This is a genomic window from Phenylobacterium sp. P4_E10, from assembly GCF_056401675.1.
The window spans coordinates 179,913-198,010 of record NZ_JBFUIW010000001.1; the positions used below are offsets into that span (position 1 = coordinate 179,913).

Genomic DNA, 18,098 nt, shown 5'->3' on the forward strand with positions numbered 1-18,098 from the left:
CCCGGTGGAGGGCGCGGATGAATTTCAGCTGCGCCCGCTTTCGCCTGGGGACTCCTTCACTTCCCTCAAAACGGGTGACGCCGCGTTCGGCCCGCTAAAGACGTTCGCCCGCAAACACGCCCAGAAGTACGAAAAGGCCAATCTCGCCCGGACCTACGTCTTGTGGGACGCTGCCGCCGAGCGCGTTGCCGCGTTCGTGACATTAGTTTGCAGCGACGTCGCCTCCAAAAACGATCTGCTGGAGGGCGAAGGGTATCCCTACGAGCACTATCCAGCGGTCAAAATCGCGCGCCTCTTGGTCGACGCGCGCTATCGTGACGGTCGCGGCTTTGGACGAATGCTCGTCGACTTTTCGCTCGGCATCGCTCGCCAGGAGATTTGCCCCGCGATCGGGTGCAGGTTTGTTGTGGTTGATGCCAAACAGGAGTCGGTGAAGTTCTACGAGAAGCAGGGCTTCACCGCGATCAACACCGAAGAGAACCTCGCCCGCCCCGAGCCGGTCATGTTCATCGACCTGCACAAGACTACGGTTACGCCCCTCTCTGAACCGCAAGCCGCCAATGACGAGGCTGACGTAGCAACGGCCCCAGTCTCTGATACGCTGCCGGTCCACGGCTGAGAAACCGCACCGCCGAAGATCACCGACGCTCGAAGCGGCGTCACAGACAGCGAAGGAGGCGAGGATTCGGACGCCAGAGGGCTGGGGCCGCAAGACTGACAGCGGCGTTTTCTGCGCGGCGAACTAGACCTTTGGTTTGCAAGCGCCGGCAAACTGCGAAATCGCTATATCGGCGGGCGCGATCGCGATGTGCCGAGAGTGGACCGCCGGTAGGGGCTCGCCGTGCGCAGGTGGAGCGAAAACGCTGGTGACAGTCACACTTCCCAACGGCGTCTTCTCGATGAACTGGAGTTGTCCGCCTGAATTCCGAAACTCAACGGTCGAAGCGCCACTGTTTCCGACCAGCTGGGCCGTGCCTGCGCCTTGATCAAGATTGGTGAAAGTGAGGACCAGTCTCTCGCCGGCTTTGTCGCTTGCATAGCCAGGATTCAGCACCCCAACGTGCCTGGCCTCGAGATCGCAGATGAGCGCGACCATCGAGGGAAGCGGGGCGCCTTCGAAGCTCTTGCTTGGCGGCGACTGGGAGCAGCCAGCGATGGCGAGCAGCGCCCCCAAGCCTGCAAGCATTCGGGCATACAGCATCCTGTCGTCTCCGGTTCCGTTGGTCTTCACCGGCGATCGGCCGGATGCCTAGCCTATCGAGGCGCGGTTTGCGGTCGTTGTCGAGACCGCCTAGCTCGCCCATCCGTGAAGGTGTCATTGCTCCCGGGCCCGGGAGGTTCTACTCGGCTGTGGCGCAGCGCGCGCGGCTGCTGCGATAGTCATCGCCGGGGGGGAGCTAGCCGACTAAGACCGGCGTGGTCGATCGTGCGCGAGCTATGAGGCGCGCTCGATCGACTCAAAACGGCGGCCGACACCTTCCGTGGTCTTGGGGCGAACCGTCCCATCGACTAGCCTTGCGCCATGCCGCGCCGCGCTCGCTCACATCAATTGGAAGACCAATCCCGCAATCGCTTCCGCGAGCTGGTCCCGGGCCATTGGGTCGTGCGCGACCGCACCCATGACTACGGCATCGATTTTGAGGTCGAGGTGTTCACCCTGGCCGGCGATGCCACCGGATTGATCTTCTGGGCGCAGCTAAAGGCCACCGACCACCGTGGCTCGGCCGGCCATGTCCGCATGAAGACCGACCAGCTCAACTATCTGGCCAATCTGGGCCTGCCCGTCGCGTTGTTCCGCTACTGCAGCGCCGACGACAGCTGGCGCTGGTGCTGGATCCCGGAAATCGACCGCGGAGAGACGCGGGACGACAACGCGAGCCTCACGGTGCGCTTCAGACCCGACCAAGCTTGGAACGCCGAGGCTTCGCTCGCCATGGTCGCCACCCTAGAGACCCTGCGCGGCGTGAGAACTCTCTCGCCGCGTGGGCAGCTGGCCCTGGTCTGCGCGCCAGGGACAATCTCCAAACGGCGGCAGTTCGAGATCGAAAGCGCGATCGGTCAGATCGTCCAGGAGGTCAGCTGCCTCGCCACCGAGTCCGGCGGGACGAGCGGGTTGGTTCTGCGCGTGCATGCTGACAGCGACACCGGCACTGTCGCGCTCGATCGCCTCGCCCTTGCGACCTTTCCGGCCGGGGCGACCGAGACCCTGGCGGCCGAGTTGCTCTACGCAGTCATCGGCATCCTCCGGCGGGTCGGCCTCCCCAACCAGGCGCACATCGCCGCGCGCTCGGCCTTACGGATCGACGTACGAACCAAGAATCCCATGGCTGCGATCATGGCGATGGCGGCTCTCTTGTCCGACGCGCAAGCGGCCGCCGAGCTGGCGATCGCCAACGGCCTCCACAAGCAACAGGACCCCGTCTTTCTTGTCGCCTATCACCAGCTGCTCACCACCCCCGTGAAGCATGACGCCTGGCAGTCGGCGGTCGACCGGTTCACCTCCGCTGCCCTGGCACAGGCACGCGCCTTCGGCGACCCCACCGCCGAGGCGGCGATGCACTACAATATGGCCAACACCTGCCTCAGTCTCCACCAGGGACTGGCGGCGCTCCTCCATCTCAACCGGGCCCGCAAGCTCAGACCGACCTATGTGAAGGTCGACTATTTCCTCGTCGCCCTTGGCAGCGTTCTGTTCTTGGACCAACGATATCGCCTCGCATCCAAGCTCTACCGCGCAGCACTGGAGATCGCCCCGGACGACGAAGTCTCCCTGTTCCTGGCCGACACCCTCATGTTTAGCGGCAGGATCGCGGAGGCCCAGGCCCTGTACGGGGCGCTGGTCGGGCGGTTGGATCACCGAACTTCGGAGGTGGCGCTGAAGGAGGCGCTTTGCGCGCAACTCCATTCCGAGATCGGAGCGGATAGCGTTCCGATCCGGACCGCCGCCGCCTCGGCGATTCTGGCCGAGCTAGCGCAAGATCAGGCGCTTGAGCACAGGCTGCTACGCACAGCTTGGCTCCAGGACCGGTTTCATCCCTTGGCGAACTTCAACCTCGGAATCCTGCACGCTGCATCCGACGAGCACGACTTAGCGCTCTGGCACTTCCTGGCCTGCGCCTTTCGTCGATCCGGCGATACGGAAGCCTGGATCAACGCTCTGGCCATGGCGATCAAGCACAAGGACGCTCACGTTGGCGCCGCGGTGATCGAGTGCGCGATCCGCATGGGCGGCCCGAGTGTCAGGGAAATGTTCCGCCAGCGGATGATCGATCAGGACCTGACCGACGAGGCGATCGAGGCGTGGGACAACGCCTTCGCGATGGCGCAGGAACACATCCAGCCCAAGAAGCCGGTTCTCTACCGAATCTTGGATCGGGACGCTCCCGAACCTACCTTGACCATGACCTTCGATTAGTCGCGCTGGGGAGGGGGCGTGCAGATCAACACGGGCAAATTCTATGAGCGCGGGATTGGTTGCCGGAAAGCTCTACAGCTGGGATGTGGGCGCCGGCCCGCCCCAGGTCAGCCGCCAGTCAAAGTGATGTATATCTCGGCTGCTCCCGCTGGACTTGCTAAGGTGTTGCTCTATGTCAGCTGCGCAGGTTTCTACTCGTTCAAGTTGCTGAGTCGTGTGTGGCCGGAGAAGCCCCTTTCTACGCCCGGTGAAATCGACAAGGCCGCTTTCGAGCAGTTCGTCCGGCCGAAGAATTAGGCCTGCTGACGTCCGCTTTCGGCATCGGCACCAATGTCTCCAATTGGCGCATGGCTGACGGAATGCGGACAGGGATATTGCTGGGAGCCTGCTACGGTGGCCCTACGGCGCGACCGCGCGTGAACGGCGGTCTCCTTCCCCCCACTACAGAACTGCCGAACAGAGTGAATTGAAAGGACGGCGACATGGCTTTGCTTGACGAGCTCAAAGCTGACCAACTAGCGGCACGTAAGTTGAACGACCGTCTGAAGGCTGACCTGCTCACCACACTGATCGGCGAAGCTACGCAGATCACGACCGAAGAGTTCAAGCGCGGGGTGACGGAAGTCACTGATGAAAAGGTTGCCGCAAGCGTCGGGAAGTTCCTAAAGAATACGAAACTGACGCTGGAGAACCTCGCGAGCGAGCGCGCGCGCCTGATCGAAGCCGGTAGCGATGCGTCGAAGGTCGACCAGCGCACCAAGGCCGCTGAAACCGAACTAGCAATCCTTTCCTCGTATGGCCCAAAGCAGATGACGGAATCGGAACTGCGCGAGGCCATCAACGATTTCCGGGCCAAGAACCCCGACGCCAATGTCGGGACCATCATGGCCCACCTGAAGACTAGCTTCGGCGGCCAGTATGACGGCAAGGCAGCCAGCGCGTTGGCCAGGGGTTAAATGTAGGGCACCCCCGCCGTCAGGAGCTAAGCCCTCCCATCGTCCGCAATGGTTGGAAGCGGACCTTCATCCCCGATTCTGACGTCCGTTCCGGCGCACACGCGCCCTTGCCCGGCCGGACGTCAGTCGCTGCAGATCGCGCCTTTGCAATAGGCGTCACACCTCGTGGATGCCGGCTTCACTCATCCAGGATTTCGCGGAGAGCCTGGGCGCGGCTTCGAGCGCGGCGAGGTCGGCGCTCGTCGCCAGAGGGTGACCATCCAGGACGTCGGCGGCCGCGTCCATCTCGGTCACGACGACGTGGAGCACCCAGACCAGCAGGGGGGCGCTGTCGCTGCCGCGATCGGCGAAATGGCGCGCCACCTGCCGGGCGGACCCGACGGTCTCCACGGCGAGGCCATCGAACCTCTGGCCGCGTTTCAGCAGCCGCTTGCGCGCGCGCCGACTAGGGACGCCGACTAGGGGACCTTGGGCGTCGCGCCGGCAAAGCCCACAAGCTTCACCTTCTGACCCGGGCGGACCTGTTCGTCCGGGCGCAGGCCGTTGATGAGCCGAAAAACCTGCTCCTGCGCCTGCGGGACGGCCATCTGCGCAGCCAGCGACGCTGCCGTGTCGGCCGGCGACACCGTAACGACCTGGATCACCCGCCCCTGGACCGCCGCCATCTCCCGGGCGTCTGGCCTGTGGAAGGACTCGATCAGCGGGGTGAAGGTCGCCGCCTGGCCAGCCGGTGTCAGGGCGATGAACTGGTAGGCTTGGCCTTGGCCGGCGTCGTACGCCGCTATGGTGAGGTCGACCACGCCGTTGCGCGACTGCGCCTGGGCCGGCAGCACGACGGCGGCGATCCCATTGACATCCTGAAGGCTCGGTTGGCCCGCCCGCACCGGCGAGCGACCCACCACGGCCTTCAGCACCGCGTTGGCGTGGGACGACAGATCGCCCTGCAAGGGCGCTCCGGAGAACTGAGCCTTGGCGCCCCCGGGTCCCGCCACCCTCACAGCGCGCACGCCATTGGTGAGCGTGAACCCCGCCGGCACTTCAAAGGCGATGCCCAGACCCGGATGGACGAACCGGCGGCCGTCCACGAAACCCTGTTTGGCGCTGTCGCCCCAGACAAGTCCGGAGGAGCGCGCGAGGAACTCGTCGTGTTTCTCGGCGACATCCTCGGGGGCGACTCCGGTCGCCGCAGCCGCCGCGCTGGCGCCCGTGATCCTGTCGGCGTGCAACGGGTGCGTCTGAGCCCAGTTGGGAGCCGACTTCTCGGGCCTCCCACCGGTCAGCGTCCGCATCAGGCTGTCCTGGTCCTCCAGCGCCTCGAGCACGCCCACCATGCCGTAGGGCGAATAACCGGATCCGGCGGCGTAGCGCACTGAGAGCAGGTCAGATTCACGTTCCTGGTTGCGCGAATAGCTGAGCACGCCAAGCTGCGCAGCCTGGCCCGCGAGGCTGCCGACAAGGTCTGACCCGGTGACCACGCCCAGAAGCGCCGCGCCGATGTTCGCCAATTGCTCGCTTTGCTCGCGCTTGCCGGCGTGGTTGGCGGTGACGTGGCCGATCTCGTGTCCCAAGACGCCGGCCAGTTCGTCTTCGCTGGTGATCAGGCCCAGCATGCCGCGGGTGATGTAGATGTGGCAGCCGGGCGGGCTGGTGAAGGCGTTGACGACATCGGTGTCGACGATGTGGAAGCCGCAATCGCCGCGACCGGCCGCCGTTGCAACCCTTCCGCCGACCTGCGCCACGTAGGGCGCGATCGGCCCCTCATATAGCCCACCCATTTCATCGAGGATGCCAGCATGTTCTCGGGGCGGAGGCGGGTTGAAACCCTGGGCTGTTGCAGCCGGCGCAAATGGTGCGATCAGCGCCAGGAGCGCAAGGACACGGACCGGGCGGACACGCATGGGCAGGCCTCCGTGGTAGCTCTGTCGCAGTTCAGACGGACATTCCGGCCGACGCAATAGCATCGGCGCCGGAGGAGGGCTGCCCAGACTCCCCACAGTGTCGGTGCGGGACGGCCGCGCCGGACCGGGCCCGGGGCGCGCCGACGGAAGCGGCGACGACGCCATGCTTCAGCCGCCACCGCGCGCGGCGTGGCGCCATCTCTTGGGGCGGGACTGAACCTATGCTCAAGCGGCGATGCCGCAAGAGAGCGTGTCGTCCTGGACCTGCTAGTATCAAATGTCTGCTTTCCGGATCTTTCCAAGAGTCCGCAACTGGCGCAGAAGCGACGATGCAGCCAGCGGCCGCAGTCCATCGCGGATGGCGCACTCAGTCCGGAAATTCAGCCAGAGATTCCTGGCAGAGGAACGCTTAATCGCCCAGGCGAACCAGATATTGCGGCACTGGCGGTCGTCTGGATGACGTTGTGAGACACGTTCTGACGCTCGATCTCCAGCAAGCACTATCTGAGCTGGCTATCCTTGCTTCCACGCCGATTGATCATGGAGTGCACGACGTGGCGATCTCGCGCAGATTGACAGGCGATGCAGGTGGTCACGCCGGGTAAGGCCTCACGTCGCCGCGGCGGGATTTCCTCACCGCATTCAACGCACTCCAGTGTTCCTTCGCCTTGGGGGAGGCGCGCGCGCGCACCTTGGACTCCATCGCTGATGGTGTCGTGGATCTGATCCAGAACAGCGCCTTCTTGCGCCCAACCCGTCGCCATGTCGTTCGAATTCCTCTTACTCCAGGCGTAAATAAGACGCGCTCGGCCCTATCCAAGCGCTGCCTATGAAGCCCGGGATATGCCCGGGATATGGACGCGGCCTCCAGCCGGATGGCGCGGACCGGCCCTGTCGAAGGCATGATTTCAGGCGTCGGGTCAGGGAGTGGTGCGGGCGCGCTGCGGCCCCGACCGAGCACCTGACCTGGCCTCGAGCGGTCATGCGCTCGGCCTTGGGGAGCGCATTGCGGCGGTTCAGCGCCTCCTGCGGCACGGCCGGACGAAGTAGGCTCCAGCGGCTGCAGCGGGCGGCGTCAGTCGACGGCTGGCCGCCGCCGCGGACGTGACGAGGTGCGCCTCGGTGAAACGCCCGGTGCTTCAACTTTGGGATCCGTGCCCGCCCTGTATCAGCGGTAGACAGATTTGCTCGATCTGCCGGACGGCGTTGTCGAGGCGCGCCGGGATCCGGTCGTCCTTGCGTTGGCCCCACCCAATCGCGCCTTCCCAAATCTCGCGTCGGGCCTCACCATCCCCGGCCAGATCCGAACTGTCCCTCACGAGCTCGCCTGCGGCGACGACGATTTCGGCGTGTACCGAGCGGATTTGCTCGAAGGCCGATGACGCCGCCTCCCCAAAGTAGGCGATGAACCGGTAGCGATTAGCGTGGAGCTGCGAAAACAGTTCGCTCTCCTCAGTGATGCGTTCGATCGGGGCTGAAAGCGCTTGGTTCCAGCTGACGCTGCGCGCGGTCCTTTCGGGGCCGGCCTCTTCGCCCACGGCCGGCGTACGCGCCCACGTGAGCACGTCCCTGGCGCGGTAGAATTGGGCCAAGACTTCCTCGGCCAATTCGGTCTTCCGCCGGCCGACAAGCTCGGAACGCCAGGTGCCCAAACCCCGCAGCGCCGCCCAGCCGCCGACGAGCGCCGCCAATCCGGTAAGAAGCCCGCCCGCCGCGGAAATCCATTCAGGGTTCATGGACGGGATCATACTCCATGCCGGCTGTGGAGCCGTCAGGACACTCCTGTAGGGCGCCTTTATGGTCCGCTACGTAGGTTTCTCGCTGCCGCGGGAGTAACTGTTCGCTCAGCTCTGGCGTTGAGCTCGGCTTGAGCAGGTGCGCAGCGCGGCGTCACACACCCGCCCGGATGCAAGTGCGGTAGCGGGGACCCAAGCCCTGGGACAATGGAGGGGAGGGGCCACATTCAAATGCAGAGCACAATCGCCGACCGGCATGAGCGTCGCGTGGGCCGCAGAGAAGAGGTGGTGAGGGCCTAGCAAGATCACCATCTCGGGGAGTGAGTGCGGGGTCATCATCTGGTTGCCGACCTAGTGCAGACGGGGCAATGGCGTTCGACGTTGGCGGCCCGCAATGTCCGCAAGTCGCCGTCAACCTGACGTCCGCTGCTGGCGCAGACTCGTTTCGTTGGGGTATCGCCCCCGGAGGGGGAAAGCGCATCTTGGGTGAATTCTCGTTCAGGCTCGGTAGATCAAAGAGCCGGGCGAGGTGAAGGCGAGGGCGGACGCCGCCCGCCCGCGGCTGCGCGCGCTTCTAAGACTGCCGAGGAGAGCGACTCGAAGCTGTAGTCGCCGTTGTGGCGCAGGCCGTTGACAAAGAAGCACGGCGTTCCGTTCACGCCGCTGCGGACGCCCCCGATAAAATCGGCGCGTATTTTTTCGACATAGGTTCCGGCGTCCAACGCCCCGCGCAGTTCCGGCTCGGGCAGGTTCAAGGCCTCGGCAATGGCGAAGATTGTTGGCAAGCTCAGCTGAGACTGGTTGGCGAACAGCGCCTCATGCATGATCCAGAAGGCGTTGTGGGCGCCCGCGAACTCCGCGGCCTGCGCGGCGATCTCCGCGTAAGGGTGGACCGTCGATAGCGGGAAGTGGCGGAAGACGAGTTGGAGTTCCGTGTCGAAGGTCTGAAGCAGGCTCTCGACCACTGGCTCGGCCGCCGCGCAGTACGGGCACTGGTAGTCGCCGTATTCGACGAGGACGACGGCGGCGTCGGCGTCGCCACGTCGGTGATCAAGCGGCGTCGGAGGCGTTTGGAGCAGAGACATTGGAGGCGTCCTGGGCTGAGAGGCGGTCCAGAGCGTCGAGTATTCCGTCCGCGCCTGGATTCACCGCGATGGGGGAGAGGTGGCTCCAGGCGATCACGCCGTCCGCTCGAATCACGAATAAGGCGCGCTCGGCGACACCGTCTGAGGCACGATAGGCGCCATAGGCCCGCGCTACCTCGCCCTTGGGCTCAAAGTCCGAGAGCAGCGGGAAGCTCAGGTTACGGTCCTTGGCGAAGGCGCGATGGCACCAGGGACCGTCGACCGAGAGGCCCAGCAGGTCTGCGCCGCGACTGTGAAACTCGGATAGTACTTGGTTGTAGAGCGTGACTTGATCGCCGCAGACTGGGCTCCAGTCGGCGGGATAGAAGGCCAGGATGACGCGCCGCCCGCGCATTTCGCTGAGGGACAACGACTGATCGGGCGTCACCCGAAGGTGGAAGTCCGGAGCCACGCTGCCGGCTGGCAAAATTTGGTTCATGCGGCCTCCTGTATTGTCCTAAAGCAGGCTAGCGGCGCCCCAGGACCTGCGAACTGACGCACGTCAGTCAGGCGCCAAGTTCGCGCCACGCGCCCAGACGCCGCGACACGTCCAGCTCGACGACGTCGGGTTTGCGTCCGTCGTCCGCCTCCATTCGCGGGCAGCGCTCGATATCGACGAGGCCCTCGACGCTGCCGAGGACCTCGCGCACCCAGGCATTACCTCCACGCCTGCCGAACGCCTGCCGACCAGTACGTGGACAGGATGGCCGGTGGAGCCAGGGTTGCGCAGATCGCCCCGCTTCGGGGCCTATGCAGGGATTTCCGGTTGGGGCGGGGGACCTTCCTGATAGCTGCGGAGTTCTCTCTCCAGGGGAAATATGGCGCTGGAGTCGACCGTCCGAGGGAGGTGACCGTACCCGCCACGCGACCGCACCCGCTTATCGAGCTGCTTGAGCGCCTCGCGCTCGACGCCCCGTGCTTCGTCGGAATCTTCGATCCGGATTTCCGGCCTGTATTCCTGAACGCCTACGGCCGCAAGATGGTCGGGCTGCTCGACGGCGAGGACCTCGCCGCCTTCTCGCTGGCCAGCTTCTTCGCGCCCGGCGTCCGCGACGAGATGCTGCCCACGCTGCTGCGCGAAGGTGAGTGCGAGGGCGTGTACCGGCTCTGGCGCTTCGGCGGCGGGAAGGGCGCGAAAGTGAATTGCAGGGCCTTCATGTTGCGCGATGGCGCAGGCCAGATGACCGGAGCATGTTGCTTCACCACGGACCTGAACCAGCGCTTTGATTTCGAAGCTCGGCTCATGGAGAGCGCCCGGCTGAAGGCGGCCGTCGAGCTCGTGGGGCTGGGCTCCTACATCTGGGAGCCCCAAACGGGCGCCTTGCGGTGGGATGAGCGGCTCAAGGCGCTGTGGGACCTCCCCGCCGACACCGAGCCCGACCAGTTGCTGTGGATGCAGGGGATCCATCCCGACGATCGAGCGCGCGTGCAAGCGGCCGTCGACCAGGCGATAAACCCGGAGGGCGATGGGACCTACGCTATAGAATATCGTGTCATTGGGTTGCAGGGCGCATCGGAGCGCTGGATCTCCACCTTCGGCCAAACTCAGTTCGAAGGATGCAAGCCGGTGTCCGTCACTGGCGCGGTATTGGACATAACAAGCCAGAAGCAGGCCGAGGCGCGTCTTCGCGAGACCGAGGAACGCTTCCGCCGGTTCGCGGAAAACTCCAGCGACGTGATCTGGATCCTCGAACCCAAACAGCAACGGCTCGAGTATTTGAGCCCCGCGTTCTTGCCGACCTGGGGCATGCGGTCCGACGAAGCCCTCCGCGACATCGCGGTCTGGCGCGACAGCATTCATCCCGAGGATCGAGCCGTCCGGGCCCAGACCCTGGAATACGTGAGCGCCCAGGTGGAAGCCGTCACCCATGAATACCGCATTGTGCGGCCTGACGGATCGGTGCGCTGGATCCGCGACACGACCTTTCCGATCCGCAACGCCGAGGGGCGAATGACACAGTTGGGCGGGATCGCCCATGACATCAGCCGCCGTGAGGCGGTCAGCGTTTATGTCGTCGAACCTGACCCTCACGAGCGCGAGATCAAGGGAGCGCTGCTGCGCGGAGCTGGTCAACGCGTCACCACCTTCCCCTCGCAGTCCGCCTTCCTCGACGTGGCCGCGGCGCTGACCTGCGGCTGCGTGCTGGTGCGGACCGACGACAGCAGTCCCGAGCCCTTTAGCCTGGGCCGGGCGCTAAAATCGCGACGCATCAACCTGCCGGTGATCTTCGAGTCGGCGCTGGGCGGCGACGTGGAGCTGGCGATCGCGGCGATGAAAACCGGGGCCGCCGACGTGCTGCAGGCGCCCGCAGATCCCGGGGCTATGCTCGCTGCCGTGGCCTGCGCCATGGCAAATGTGCGCGAGCAGGAGCGCGATGAGCACGAGGTCATGATCGCCCGCACCCAAATCGCGCTTATGTCCCCGCGCGAACGCGAAGTGCTCGACGGACTGCTGGGTGGTGGCACCAACAAGACCATAGCGCGCGAGCTCGGGATCAGTCCGCGCACCGTCGAGATCCACCGCGCTCGAGTTATGGAGCGCTTGGGCGCCCACACAGGGTCAGAAGCGGTGATGACCGCCGCCTCGGCTGGTCTGAAGCCTTTGCGCCGGAACTCGGGCGGCGGCTGAGGCCCGCTATAAGCCGCCGGAGCCTGCGAGTTCCGGGTTGAGCGTGGCGCGCAGAGCCGTCACGACGCGCGCGGCCTCCTGCTGATCAAGGCCCCAAAGGAGCAGGGCCTGATCGGCCAGTCCCAGGCCCGCGGCGAGGTTCTCGGGGAAGACTACGTCGGCGCCTTGCGCCCTCAGTTCGGCCGCCGCGGTCTCGTCGGAAGCGCTGACCAGCCATCGCGAGCGCGGCGCCCCGTCCTTGGCCCAATGCAGGATACGCGCGGCCTCCGGCTCGGCGTCGAAAGTGAGCACCAGCAGCCGGCTACGCTCAAGTCCGGCGGCGGCCAACGCGCCGGTGCGGGCCGCATCGGCGAACACCACTCGCACCCCGCGCTCGCGGGCCTCCCGGTAGCGTCGGAAGTCCTTCTCCAGCGCCACATAAGGGACGCTGGCGGCCTGGAGCGCCGCGGCTACCAGCCGGCCGATCCTCCCGCAGCCGCAGAGGATGACGTGGCCGTCGAGATCGTGGACCGCATCCTGAACTGCCGTCGTCGCTGGAACAGGGGCGAGCCAGCGGATCCGGCGCGCCAGGGCGGCCCAGCGCGGCATCAACACCGGCGTCAATCCCATGCTCGCCGCCAGCGCCGGCAGGAGCGGGCCGGCCAGGCTGGGCGGCGTCAGGCCTGCCGCTTGCGCCTGGGTCAGCAGCAGCAGACCGAACTCTCCGCCGTTGGCGAGCGCCAGTGCGACGCGCAACGCCTCCTCACCCGGCCAACGGCGGACGCGGCCCACCAGCAGCAGGACGGCGGGCTTGACGAGTAGGAACACCGCAAGCCAAGCGGCCACGGCCAGCGGCCGGGCCGCCGCGGCGGCCAGGTCAAGGGTCATGCCGACGGTGACGAAGAACAATCCCACCAGCACGTCGCGGAACGGTCGGATCTCCCCCTCAGCGTGGTGGCGGATCTCGCTCTCGCCGACCAGGACGCCGGCCATGAAGGCGCCCAAAGGCGCCGCAAGGCCGGCGAGGCCCGCGACCCAGGCCGCGCCGAGGGCGGTGAGCAGGACGGTGAGCAGCAGCAGCTCGGCCGATCGGCTTTGCGCGACCCAGACCAGCGCGCCGCGGAACAGCGGCCGTCCGATCACTGCGGCGCCGACCAGGACGATTGCGCCGAGCGCCACGTGCCGCATGACCGCAAGCGGCTCGACGTGCGGGCCGCCGGCGTAGGCGCCGACCACGACTAGGAAGGGCAGGCTGGCTAGGTCCTGGAAGAGCAGCAGGCCAACAGTGCGCCGGCCGAACGAGGACCCCAGGTCACCTTGGTCTGAGAGCTGCTTCAGCACGACGGCGGTGGAAGACATCGCCACTGCGCCGCCGGTGAGAACGGCTGCGGTGGCGTCCGCCCCCAGCAGGGCCGCGAGGCCGGCGGCGAGGGCGGTTGTCAGGCCGACCTGCAGGGCGCCCGCCCCGAAGACATCGCCTCGTGCGGAGAACATGACCGGCAGCGAGAACTCCAGGCCGCCGGTGAACATAAGGAAGATCAGGCCAAGCTCCGCCAGAAAGCGGGTCGCCCCGTCAGGCGCGACGAGACCAAGGCCTTGCGGCCCGATGATCAAGCCTGCCGCGAGATAGCCCAGAATCGCCGGAAGGCGGAGCGGCCGCAGTAGCGCCACTGCGGCGACCGAGGCCGCTATGAAGACCAGGGTCTTGACCAGCAGCGGCTCGCCCAAGACGGTCACCACTTACCAGATGAGGGTGAGGGCGCCGACCAGCGACCTGTGGCCGACCGCCGTGACGCCCGGACCATGCCAGGCAGCGTGCTCAGCCTCCTCTTTCTGGAAGCGCCGCTGGACCTGGCCTTCGAGGGGCGCGGCGCCATGGTGGAATATCTGTGTGACGCCGCTGAGGAAGAGGGCGTGGCTCGCCAGCGCTGGGCCGATGTCCTCAGCCAGCTCCAAATCCAGTCGCTGAACGGCGGACGGCAGCCTCACCTCGAGTTCTTTGGCGATGGCCGGGATATCAACGGCGCGCTTTGCGTCGCACTCCGCCTCGAAGCGCTCAGGATAGGTGCGCACAAAAGCGGCCGTCAGGGTCACAACCCCGGCACCGACCCCGATGTCGCTGGATCGGAGGATCGGATGGTGTCGGATCTGAAGTTCAACCTCGGGTCGGATGTCGCGGTCAGCCCGCATTGGCCCTCTCCCGAAGCGCGTGCCGCGAAGGCAGATCCGACGTCGGAACGCGCTCAAGCTTTTGATTCTAAGGGCGCGATTCCTCGGTCTGGCGTTTGCCCCAGACCACAATCGTGCTCTGCCGGCTCAGGATGCCCGCGGCGGCCATCCGCCCGCACTGACCTGCGTCAGCGCGGGCCCCTCGGCGGCCGACCAGCCTTTGGCGCTGCAGGACGCCGGCCGCCGCTCAGTTCCTCGTCTTGGCCGCCAGGCGGCGCTCGGCCTCTCGGCGTCGGTTTTCGTGGCCCTCATGACTGCGGCTTCGACGCTCGTGCAGCCATCCCCTGGCCTCCGAGAGCACAGATCTCGCCCTGGCAGGTCCCCCGGCGCGGTTCCGGGGATTCATCCTTAGGGATCGTCCGTAATGGCGGCCACCGCGCCCTTGGCCCACGTTCACGCGGGAACTGAGGGAGAGCCCGATGTTCGAGGCCATAGCCGCCGCCAGCCCGGGGACTTCGGCAGGCGCCGCCCCGCTTCAAACGTGGTTAGAGCCGCAGCCGCGGCCGGCGCCTCGCCGGGTGCTGGAGGGCTTTGAGAAATTCCAAGCGGCCAGCTCGACGATCTACGCTCAAAGCGAGCGCGCCGAGTTCATCTATCAGATGATCTCTGGCGTCGTGCGCACGGTCACTCTGCATCGAGACGGCCGCCGGATCGTGCACGGGTTCCACCTTCCCGGCGAGATCTTTGGCCTGGAGCACGAGAAGCTGCATCACTGCTCGGCCGAGGCCGTCCGCGACACGTGCCTCATTCAATGCCCTGTCGGCCGTCTGAACCTTCTGTCTGACACTGACAAAGCCGCCGCTCGGGAACTCTGGACGAGCCTGTTGCTCAGCCGCGACCGCAGCGCCGAGCGCTTTATGTACGTCATGCATGGATCGGCTTTCGAGAAGCTGGCCTATTTCCTGATCGACCTGGCGGGGCGCACGCAGTCGGAGCCGATCGAGCTTCCGATGTCTCGCTACGATATCGCCGACTACCTGGGCCTATCGAGTGAGACCGTGAGCCGGACCTTCACCGCGTTCCGGGAGCGCGGATTCATTTCCACCAAAGGACGCGAAGTGCGGCTGCTCAGCGATGCGCTCCTGCGCCTGAGCGAAGGCCTTTGCGAGGAAGCACGCCCGCACTGGCCACGACAATGACAATGCCCTAGGCGCCGGCCTCCGGCCGCGACGCCTGCAATTGGAGGAAGAACCCATGGCCGAGCTTTGCGACATTTGTGGAGTGCGCCCGGCGACGGTGCGTGCGCGGGTGACCCGGGACGGGGAAAGCGAGGTCCTCAGCCTGTGCGATGTGGATTATCGGCGGCTGGCGGCGCGTCAGCGCTCCGCCTCCCCGATGGAATCGCTGTTCGGCGGCGGTGGCAGCCTGTTCAATGACTTCTTTGGGGGCAGCGGCTTCTTCGGCGGGCCGGGCGCAGAAGGCGAGGACCGCTCTTTCGGCCAGACGCCAGCGCGCGCCGCGGCCCGGCAGATCGGCGAGCCGGAGGACCGTCTCAGCGACCACGCCAAGGATCTCCTGCAGGCCGCCGCTGAGCGGGCTGTGCAGTTCGGCCGCCGCGAAGTCGATACCGAGCACCTTCTCTACGCGCTCACCAACAGCGACGTGGTCCGCACGGTGCTGGAGCAGTTCAAGGTCTCGATCGATGCGTTGCGCCAGCAACTCGACCAGGACTCGCCTCGCGGCGACGCTGGCGACAAGGGCGGCGAGATCGGGGTGACGCCGCGGGTGAAGAGCGCGCTTGGACGCGCCTTCGCCGCCTCGCACGAACTGGGACATTCCTATGTAGGGCCAGAACACCTTCTGATCGGCCTGGCGGAGGAAGGCGAGGGCATCGCCAACGACGTGCTGCGCCGATATGGGCTGACGCCCCAGGCGCTGCGCCAGCAGATCGTAAAGGTAGTGGGCCAGGGCGCCGAGGGCGGCAGCGTCGATACGCCGACCAACACTCCCAACCTCGATAAGTACGGCCGAGACCTCACCCAGCTCGCCCGAGACGGCAAGCTGGACCCGGTGATTGGCCGCGCCAATGAGATCGAGACCGCAATCGAGGTGCTGGCGCGGCGCAAGAAGAACAACCCGGTGCTGATCGGCGAGCCGGGCGTCGGCAAGACCGCCATCGTCGAGGGCCTGGCTCAGCGTATCATCGCGGGGGAGGCGCCCGAGGCGCTACGCAACAAGCGCCTGGTCGAGCTCTCGATCAACGCCATGGTCGCCGGCTCGAAATATCGCGGCGAATTTGAGGAGCGGGCGCAGGAGATCCTCAATGAGGTCGCCGAGCACAAGGATGAACTGATCCTGTTCATCGACGAACTTCACACCATCGTCGGCGCCGGGCAGGGCGGTGGCGAGGGAGGGCTCGACATCGCCAATGTGTTCAAGCCCGCCCTGGCGAGGGGGGAGCTGAACCTGATCGGGGCGACGACCCTCAACGAGTACCAAAAGCACATCGAGAAGGACGCGGCTCTGGAGCGCAGGTTCCAGCCGGTGTTCGTATCCGAACCGACGATCGCTCAGACCATCATGATCCTGCGCGGCCTGCGCGACACGTTCGAGGCGCACCACAAGGCGACCATCACCGACGAAGCGATCATCGCCGCGGCCGAGCTCTCAGAGCGCTACATCACCAACCGCTTCCTCCCGGACAAGGCCATCGACCTGGTCGACCAGGCGGCAGCGCGGGTGAAGATTTCGGCGACCGCCAGACCCCCCGAAGTGCAGGAGCTAGAGGCCGAAGTCCGCCAAATTAAGCGCGAGCTCGACAGCGCCCGGGCTCGCAAACAGGAGGACCGGGTCGCCGACCTGAAGCTCCGCTGCGAAGAGAAGGACAAGGCTTTTGAAGAGGCCTCCGAGCGCTGGCGGCGCACGGTGGGCACCGGAGCTGCGGAGGTGCGGGTCGAGCACATCGCCCAGATCGTCTCCAAGCTTACCGGCGTGCCGGTGTCCGAGCTCACTGTCGAGGAACGCCAGCGACTGACTCAGCTCGAGCAGCAGCTGCACAAGCGGGTGGTCGGCCAGGAAGAGGCGGTGAAGTCGGTCTCGGACGCTGTGCGGCTGGCTCGCGCCGGCCTGCGCGAAGGCCGCGGACCGATCGCCAACTTCTTGTTCCTAGGCCCCACGGGGGTCGGCAAGACCGAGCTCGCCAAGGCCCTGGCCGAGAATGTGTTCGGCTCCGAGGACGCGATGATCCGGCTCGACATGAGCGAGTACATGGAGCGTCACACCGTGGCCCGGCTGATCGGCGCGCCTCCAGGCTATGTCGGCTACGAGGAGGGCGGCCAGCTCACCGAGCGGGTGCGCCGGCGGCCCTTCAGCGTGGTGTTGCTAGACGAGATCGAAAAGGCCCATCCGGACGTGCACAACGTCCTGCTGCAGGTCTTTGACGATGGCCGCCTTACGGATGGCAAGGGCCGCGTGGTGGACTTCACCAACACCATCATCATCGCCACCAGCAATATTGGCGCGGACATCATCCAGCGGCGGCTGCGCCAGAGCGGGGACGAAACAGCCGATCCCGCGCGGATGCGCGAGGAACTGATGGAGCCATTGCGCGCCCACTTCCGTCCGGAGTTCATCAACCGGTTGGACGAGGTCATCGTCTTCCACTCGCTGACCCGCGAGCAGATCCGCCAGATTGTGGAGATGCACCTGGAACGCGTCCGTCGCACGGCCCACGCGCAGGGTGTGGAGCTGGAGACCGACAAGAGCTTGGTTGAGCACCTGTCGAACGCAGGCTACCGGCCCGAGTTCGGAGCCCGAGAGCTGCGGCGGCTGATCCGCTCGACCCTCGAAACCGAACTTGCCCGAAGCATGCTCAGTGGCGAGGTCGCCGATGGCGACCGTGTCCGGGCCCGTTGGGATGAGGCGTCGCAGCGCTTGATGTTGGAGACCCAGCGCGAGGCCGCCGGCGGCAAGGTTTCGCGCAAGCCCGCAGGTTCCGGCGGAGCAAGGCGCGGCGACGGGCAGAACGGTAGGGATGAGCCATCGCCATCGCGATCCGCCGACGAGCAACCGCGGCCGGGAGCCTGAAGCCATGTAAGAAGCCGCCCGCGGGGAAAACCCAAAGCGCAATGCGCCTTCGAGCGCAGGCTATTGGTCCGGACCCAGCTCCGCGGGTGGCGGAGAGCGTCACCTC

The 18,098-nt window shown here is 66.0% G+C and carries 17 protein-coding genes; 7 read left to right on the top strand and 10 right to left on the bottom strand.

Annotation, left to right across the window (positions count from 1 at the left end):
* The first annotated feature begins 4 nt into the window (after nucleotides 1–4).
* Nucleotides 5–619, top strand: a complete 615-nt coding sequence (locus tag AC1DQJ_RS00900) for a GNAT family N-acetyltransferase (RefSeq protein WP_477599338.1) — start codon at nucleotides 5–7, stop codon at nucleotides 617–619.
* A 123-nt stretch (nucleotides 620–742) separates the two neighbouring features.
* Here the strand turns inward: AC1DQJ_RS00900 and AC1DQJ_RS00905 are convergent, their stop codons facing one another.
* Nucleotides 743–1,201, bottom strand: a complete 459-nt coding sequence (locus AC1DQJ_RS00905) for a hypothetical protein (RefSeq protein ID WP_477599340.1) — start codon at nucleotides 1,199–1,201, stop codon at nucleotides 743–745.
* 321 nt (nucleotides 1,202–1,522) lie between these two features.
* On the opposite strand from AC1DQJ_RS00905, the gene AC1DQJ_RS00910 reads away from it, so the two are divergent.
* From AC1DQJ_RS00910 to AC1DQJ_RS00920, 3 genes are all read left to right on the top strand, one after another.
* Nucleotides 1,523–3,415, top strand: coding sequence for a DUF4365 domain-containing protein (locus tag AC1DQJ_RS00910; RefSeq protein ID WP_477599341.1), 1,893 nt, complete (start codon nucleotides 1,523–1,525; stop codon nucleotides 3,413–3,415).
* Nucleotides 3,416–3,433: 18 nt separating this feature from the next.
* On the top strand, nucleotides 3,434–3,712 hold the full coding sequence (locus tag AC1DQJ_RS00915) for a hypothetical protein (RefSeq protein WP_477599343.1): 279 nt from the start codon (nucleotides 3,434–3,436) through the stop codon (nucleotides 3,710–3,712).
* A 185-nt stretch (nucleotides 3,713–3,897) separates the two neighbouring features.
* Entirely contained in the window at nucleotides 3,898–4,371 is a 474-nt protein-coding gene (locus AC1DQJ_RS00920; protein ID WP_477599345.1) for a GatB/YqeY domain-containing protein, read from the top strand.
* Between the two features lie 156 nt (nucleotides 4,372–4,527).
* On the opposite strand, the gene AC1DQJ_RS00925 is transcribed toward AC1DQJ_RS00920, so the two are convergent.
* From AC1DQJ_RS00925 to AC1DQJ_RS00955, 7 genes are all read right to left on the bottom strand, one after another.
* On the bottom strand, nucleotides 4,528–4,761 hold the full coding sequence (locus AC1DQJ_RS00925) for a hypothetical protein (RefSeq protein WP_477599347.1): 234 nt from the start codon (nucleotides 4,759–4,761) through the stop codon (nucleotides 4,528–4,530).
* Nucleotides 4,762–4,829: 68 nt separating this feature from the next.
* On the bottom strand, nucleotides 4,830–6,146 hold the full coding sequence (locus AC1DQJ_RS00930) for a M48 family metalloprotease (RefSeq protein ID WP_477599349.1): 1,317 nt from the start codon (nucleotides 6,144–6,146) through the stop codon (nucleotides 4,830–4,832).
* Between the two features lie 623 nt (nucleotides 6,147–6,769).
* Nucleotides 6,770–7,033: a DksA/TraR family C4-type zinc finger protein gene (locus tag AC1DQJ_RS00935; RefSeq protein ID WP_477599351.1), complete on the bottom strand. Its 264-nt coding sequence runs from the start codon at nucleotides 7,031–7,033 to the stop codon at nucleotides 6,770–6,772.
* Nucleotides 7,034–7,408: 375 nt separating this feature from the next.
* Nucleotides 7,409–8,005, bottom strand: a complete 597-nt coding sequence (locus tag AC1DQJ_RS00940; RefSeq protein WP_477599353.1) for a hypothetical protein — start codon at nucleotides 8,003–8,005, stop codon at nucleotides 7,409–7,411.
* Nucleotides 8,006–8,517: 512 nt separating this feature from the next.
* Nucleotides 8,518–9,090 carry a DsbA family protein gene (locus tag AC1DQJ_RS00945; protein ID WP_477599355.1) on the bottom strand — a complete coding sequence of 191 codons (573 nt, stop codon included), beginning with the start codon at nucleotides 9,088–9,090 and terminating at the stop codon, nucleotides 8,518–8,520.
* Nucleotides 9,056–9,568, bottom strand: coding sequence for a redoxin domain-containing protein (locus AC1DQJ_RS00950; protein ID WP_477599357.1), 513 nt, complete (start codon nucleotides 9,566–9,568; stop codon nucleotides 9,056–9,058). Before AC1DQJ_RS00950 ends, AC1DQJ_RS00945 begins: the two co-directional genes overlap by 35 nt.
* A 67-nt stretch (nucleotides 9,569–9,635) precedes the next feature.
* Nucleotides 9,636–9,779: a hypothetical protein gene (locus AC1DQJ_RS00955; RefSeq protein WP_477599358.1), complete on the bottom strand. Its 144-nt coding sequence runs from the start codon at nucleotides 9,777–9,779 to the stop codon at nucleotides 9,636–9,638.
* Between the two features lie 197 nt (nucleotides 9,780–9,976).
* On the opposite strand from AC1DQJ_RS00955, the gene AC1DQJ_RS00960 reads away from it, so the two are divergent.
* Nucleotides 9,977–11,758 carry a PAS domain-containing protein gene (locus AC1DQJ_RS00960; protein WP_477599360.1) on the top strand — a complete coding sequence of 594 codons (1,782 nt, stop codon included), beginning with the start codon at nucleotides 9,977–9,979 and terminating at the stop codon, nucleotides 11,756–11,758.
* Nucleotides 11,759–11,764: 6 nt separating this feature from the next.
* Here the strand turns inward: AC1DQJ_RS00960 and AC1DQJ_RS00965 are convergent, their stop codons facing one another.
* Both AC1DQJ_RS00965 and AC1DQJ_RS00970 read right to left on the bottom strand, forming a co-directional pair.
* Nucleotides 11,765–13,474: a cation:proton antiporter domain-containing protein gene (locus tag AC1DQJ_RS00965; RefSeq protein WP_477599362.1), complete on the bottom strand. Its 1,710-nt coding sequence runs from the start codon at nucleotides 13,472–13,474 to the stop codon at nucleotides 11,765–11,767.
* A 3-nt stretch (nucleotides 13,475–13,477) separates the two neighbouring features.
* Complete coding sequence (locus tag AC1DQJ_RS00970) at nucleotides 13,478–13,927, bottom strand: hypothetical protein (protein WP_477599364.1); 450 nt, start codon at nucleotides 13,925–13,927, stop codon at nucleotides 13,478–13,480.
* A 458-nt stretch (nucleotides 13,928–14,385) separates the two neighbouring features.
* Between AC1DQJ_RS00970 and AC1DQJ_RS00975 the strand changes: the two genes are divergently transcribed.
* Together AC1DQJ_RS00975 and AC1DQJ_RS00980 are read left to right on the top strand one after the other, a co-directional pair.
* The gene (locus AC1DQJ_RS00975) at nucleotides 14,386–15,105 is read left to right on the top strand and encodes a helix-turn-helix domain-containing protein (RefSeq protein ID WP_477599366.1); all 720 of its coding nucleotides are present in this window, start codon (nucleotides 14,386–14,388) and stop codon (nucleotides 15,103–15,105) included.
* Between the two features lie 55 nt (nucleotides 15,106–15,160).
* A complete protein-coding gene (locus AC1DQJ_RS00980; RefSeq protein WP_477599368.1) occupies nucleotides 15,161–17,992 on the top strand; it encodes an ATP-dependent Clp protease ATP-binding subunit in 2,832 nt (943 codons plus the stop codon).
* The last annotated feature ends 106 nt before the right edge of the window (nucleotides 17,993–18,098 follow it).

Coding starts and splice junctions, on each gene's coding strand:
- AC1DQJ_RS00920 (WP_477599345.1), top strand. CDS start 3,898: ATGGCTTTGCTTGACGAGCTCAAAGCTGACCAACTAGCGGCACGTAAG.
- AC1DQJ_RS00905 (WP_477599340.1), bottom strand. CDS start 1,201: ATGCTGTATGCCCGAATGCTTGCAGGCTTGGGGGCGCTGCTCGCCATC.
- AC1DQJ_RS00970 (WP_477599364.1), bottom strand. CDS start 13,927: ATGCGGGCTGACCGCGACATCCGACCCGAGGTTGAACTTCAGATCCGA.
- AC1DQJ_RS00935 (WP_477599351.1), bottom strand. CDS start 7,033: ATGGCGACGGGTTGGGCGCAAGAAGGCGCTGTTCTGGATCAGATCCAC.
- AC1DQJ_RS00930 (WP_477599349.1), bottom strand. CDS start 6,146: ATGGGTGGGCTATATGAGGGGCCGATCGCGCCCTACGTGGCGCAGGTC.
- AC1DQJ_RS00910 (WP_477599341.1), top strand. CDS start 1,523: ATGCCGCGCCGCGCTCGCTCACATCAATTGGAAGACCAATCCCGCAAT.
- AC1DQJ_RS00980 (WP_477599368.1), top strand. CDS start 15,161: ATGGCCGAGCTTTGCGACATTTGTGGAGTGCGCCCGGCGACGGTGCGT.
- AC1DQJ_RS00950 (WP_477599357.1), bottom strand. CDS start 9,568: ATGAACCAAATTTTGCCAGCCGGCAGCGTGGCTCCGGACTTCCACCTT.
- AC1DQJ_RS00975 (WP_477599366.1), top strand. CDS start 14,386: ATGTTCGAGGCCATAGCCGCCGCCAGCCCGGGGACTTCGGCAGGCGCC.
- AC1DQJ_RS00940 (WP_477599353.1), bottom strand. CDS start 8,005: ATGAACCCTGAATGGATTTCCGCGGCGGGCGGGCTTCTTACCGGATTG.
- AC1DQJ_RS00945 (WP_477599355.1), bottom strand. CDS start 9,090: ATGTCTCTGCTCCAAACGCCTCCGACGCCGCTTGATCACCGACGTGGC.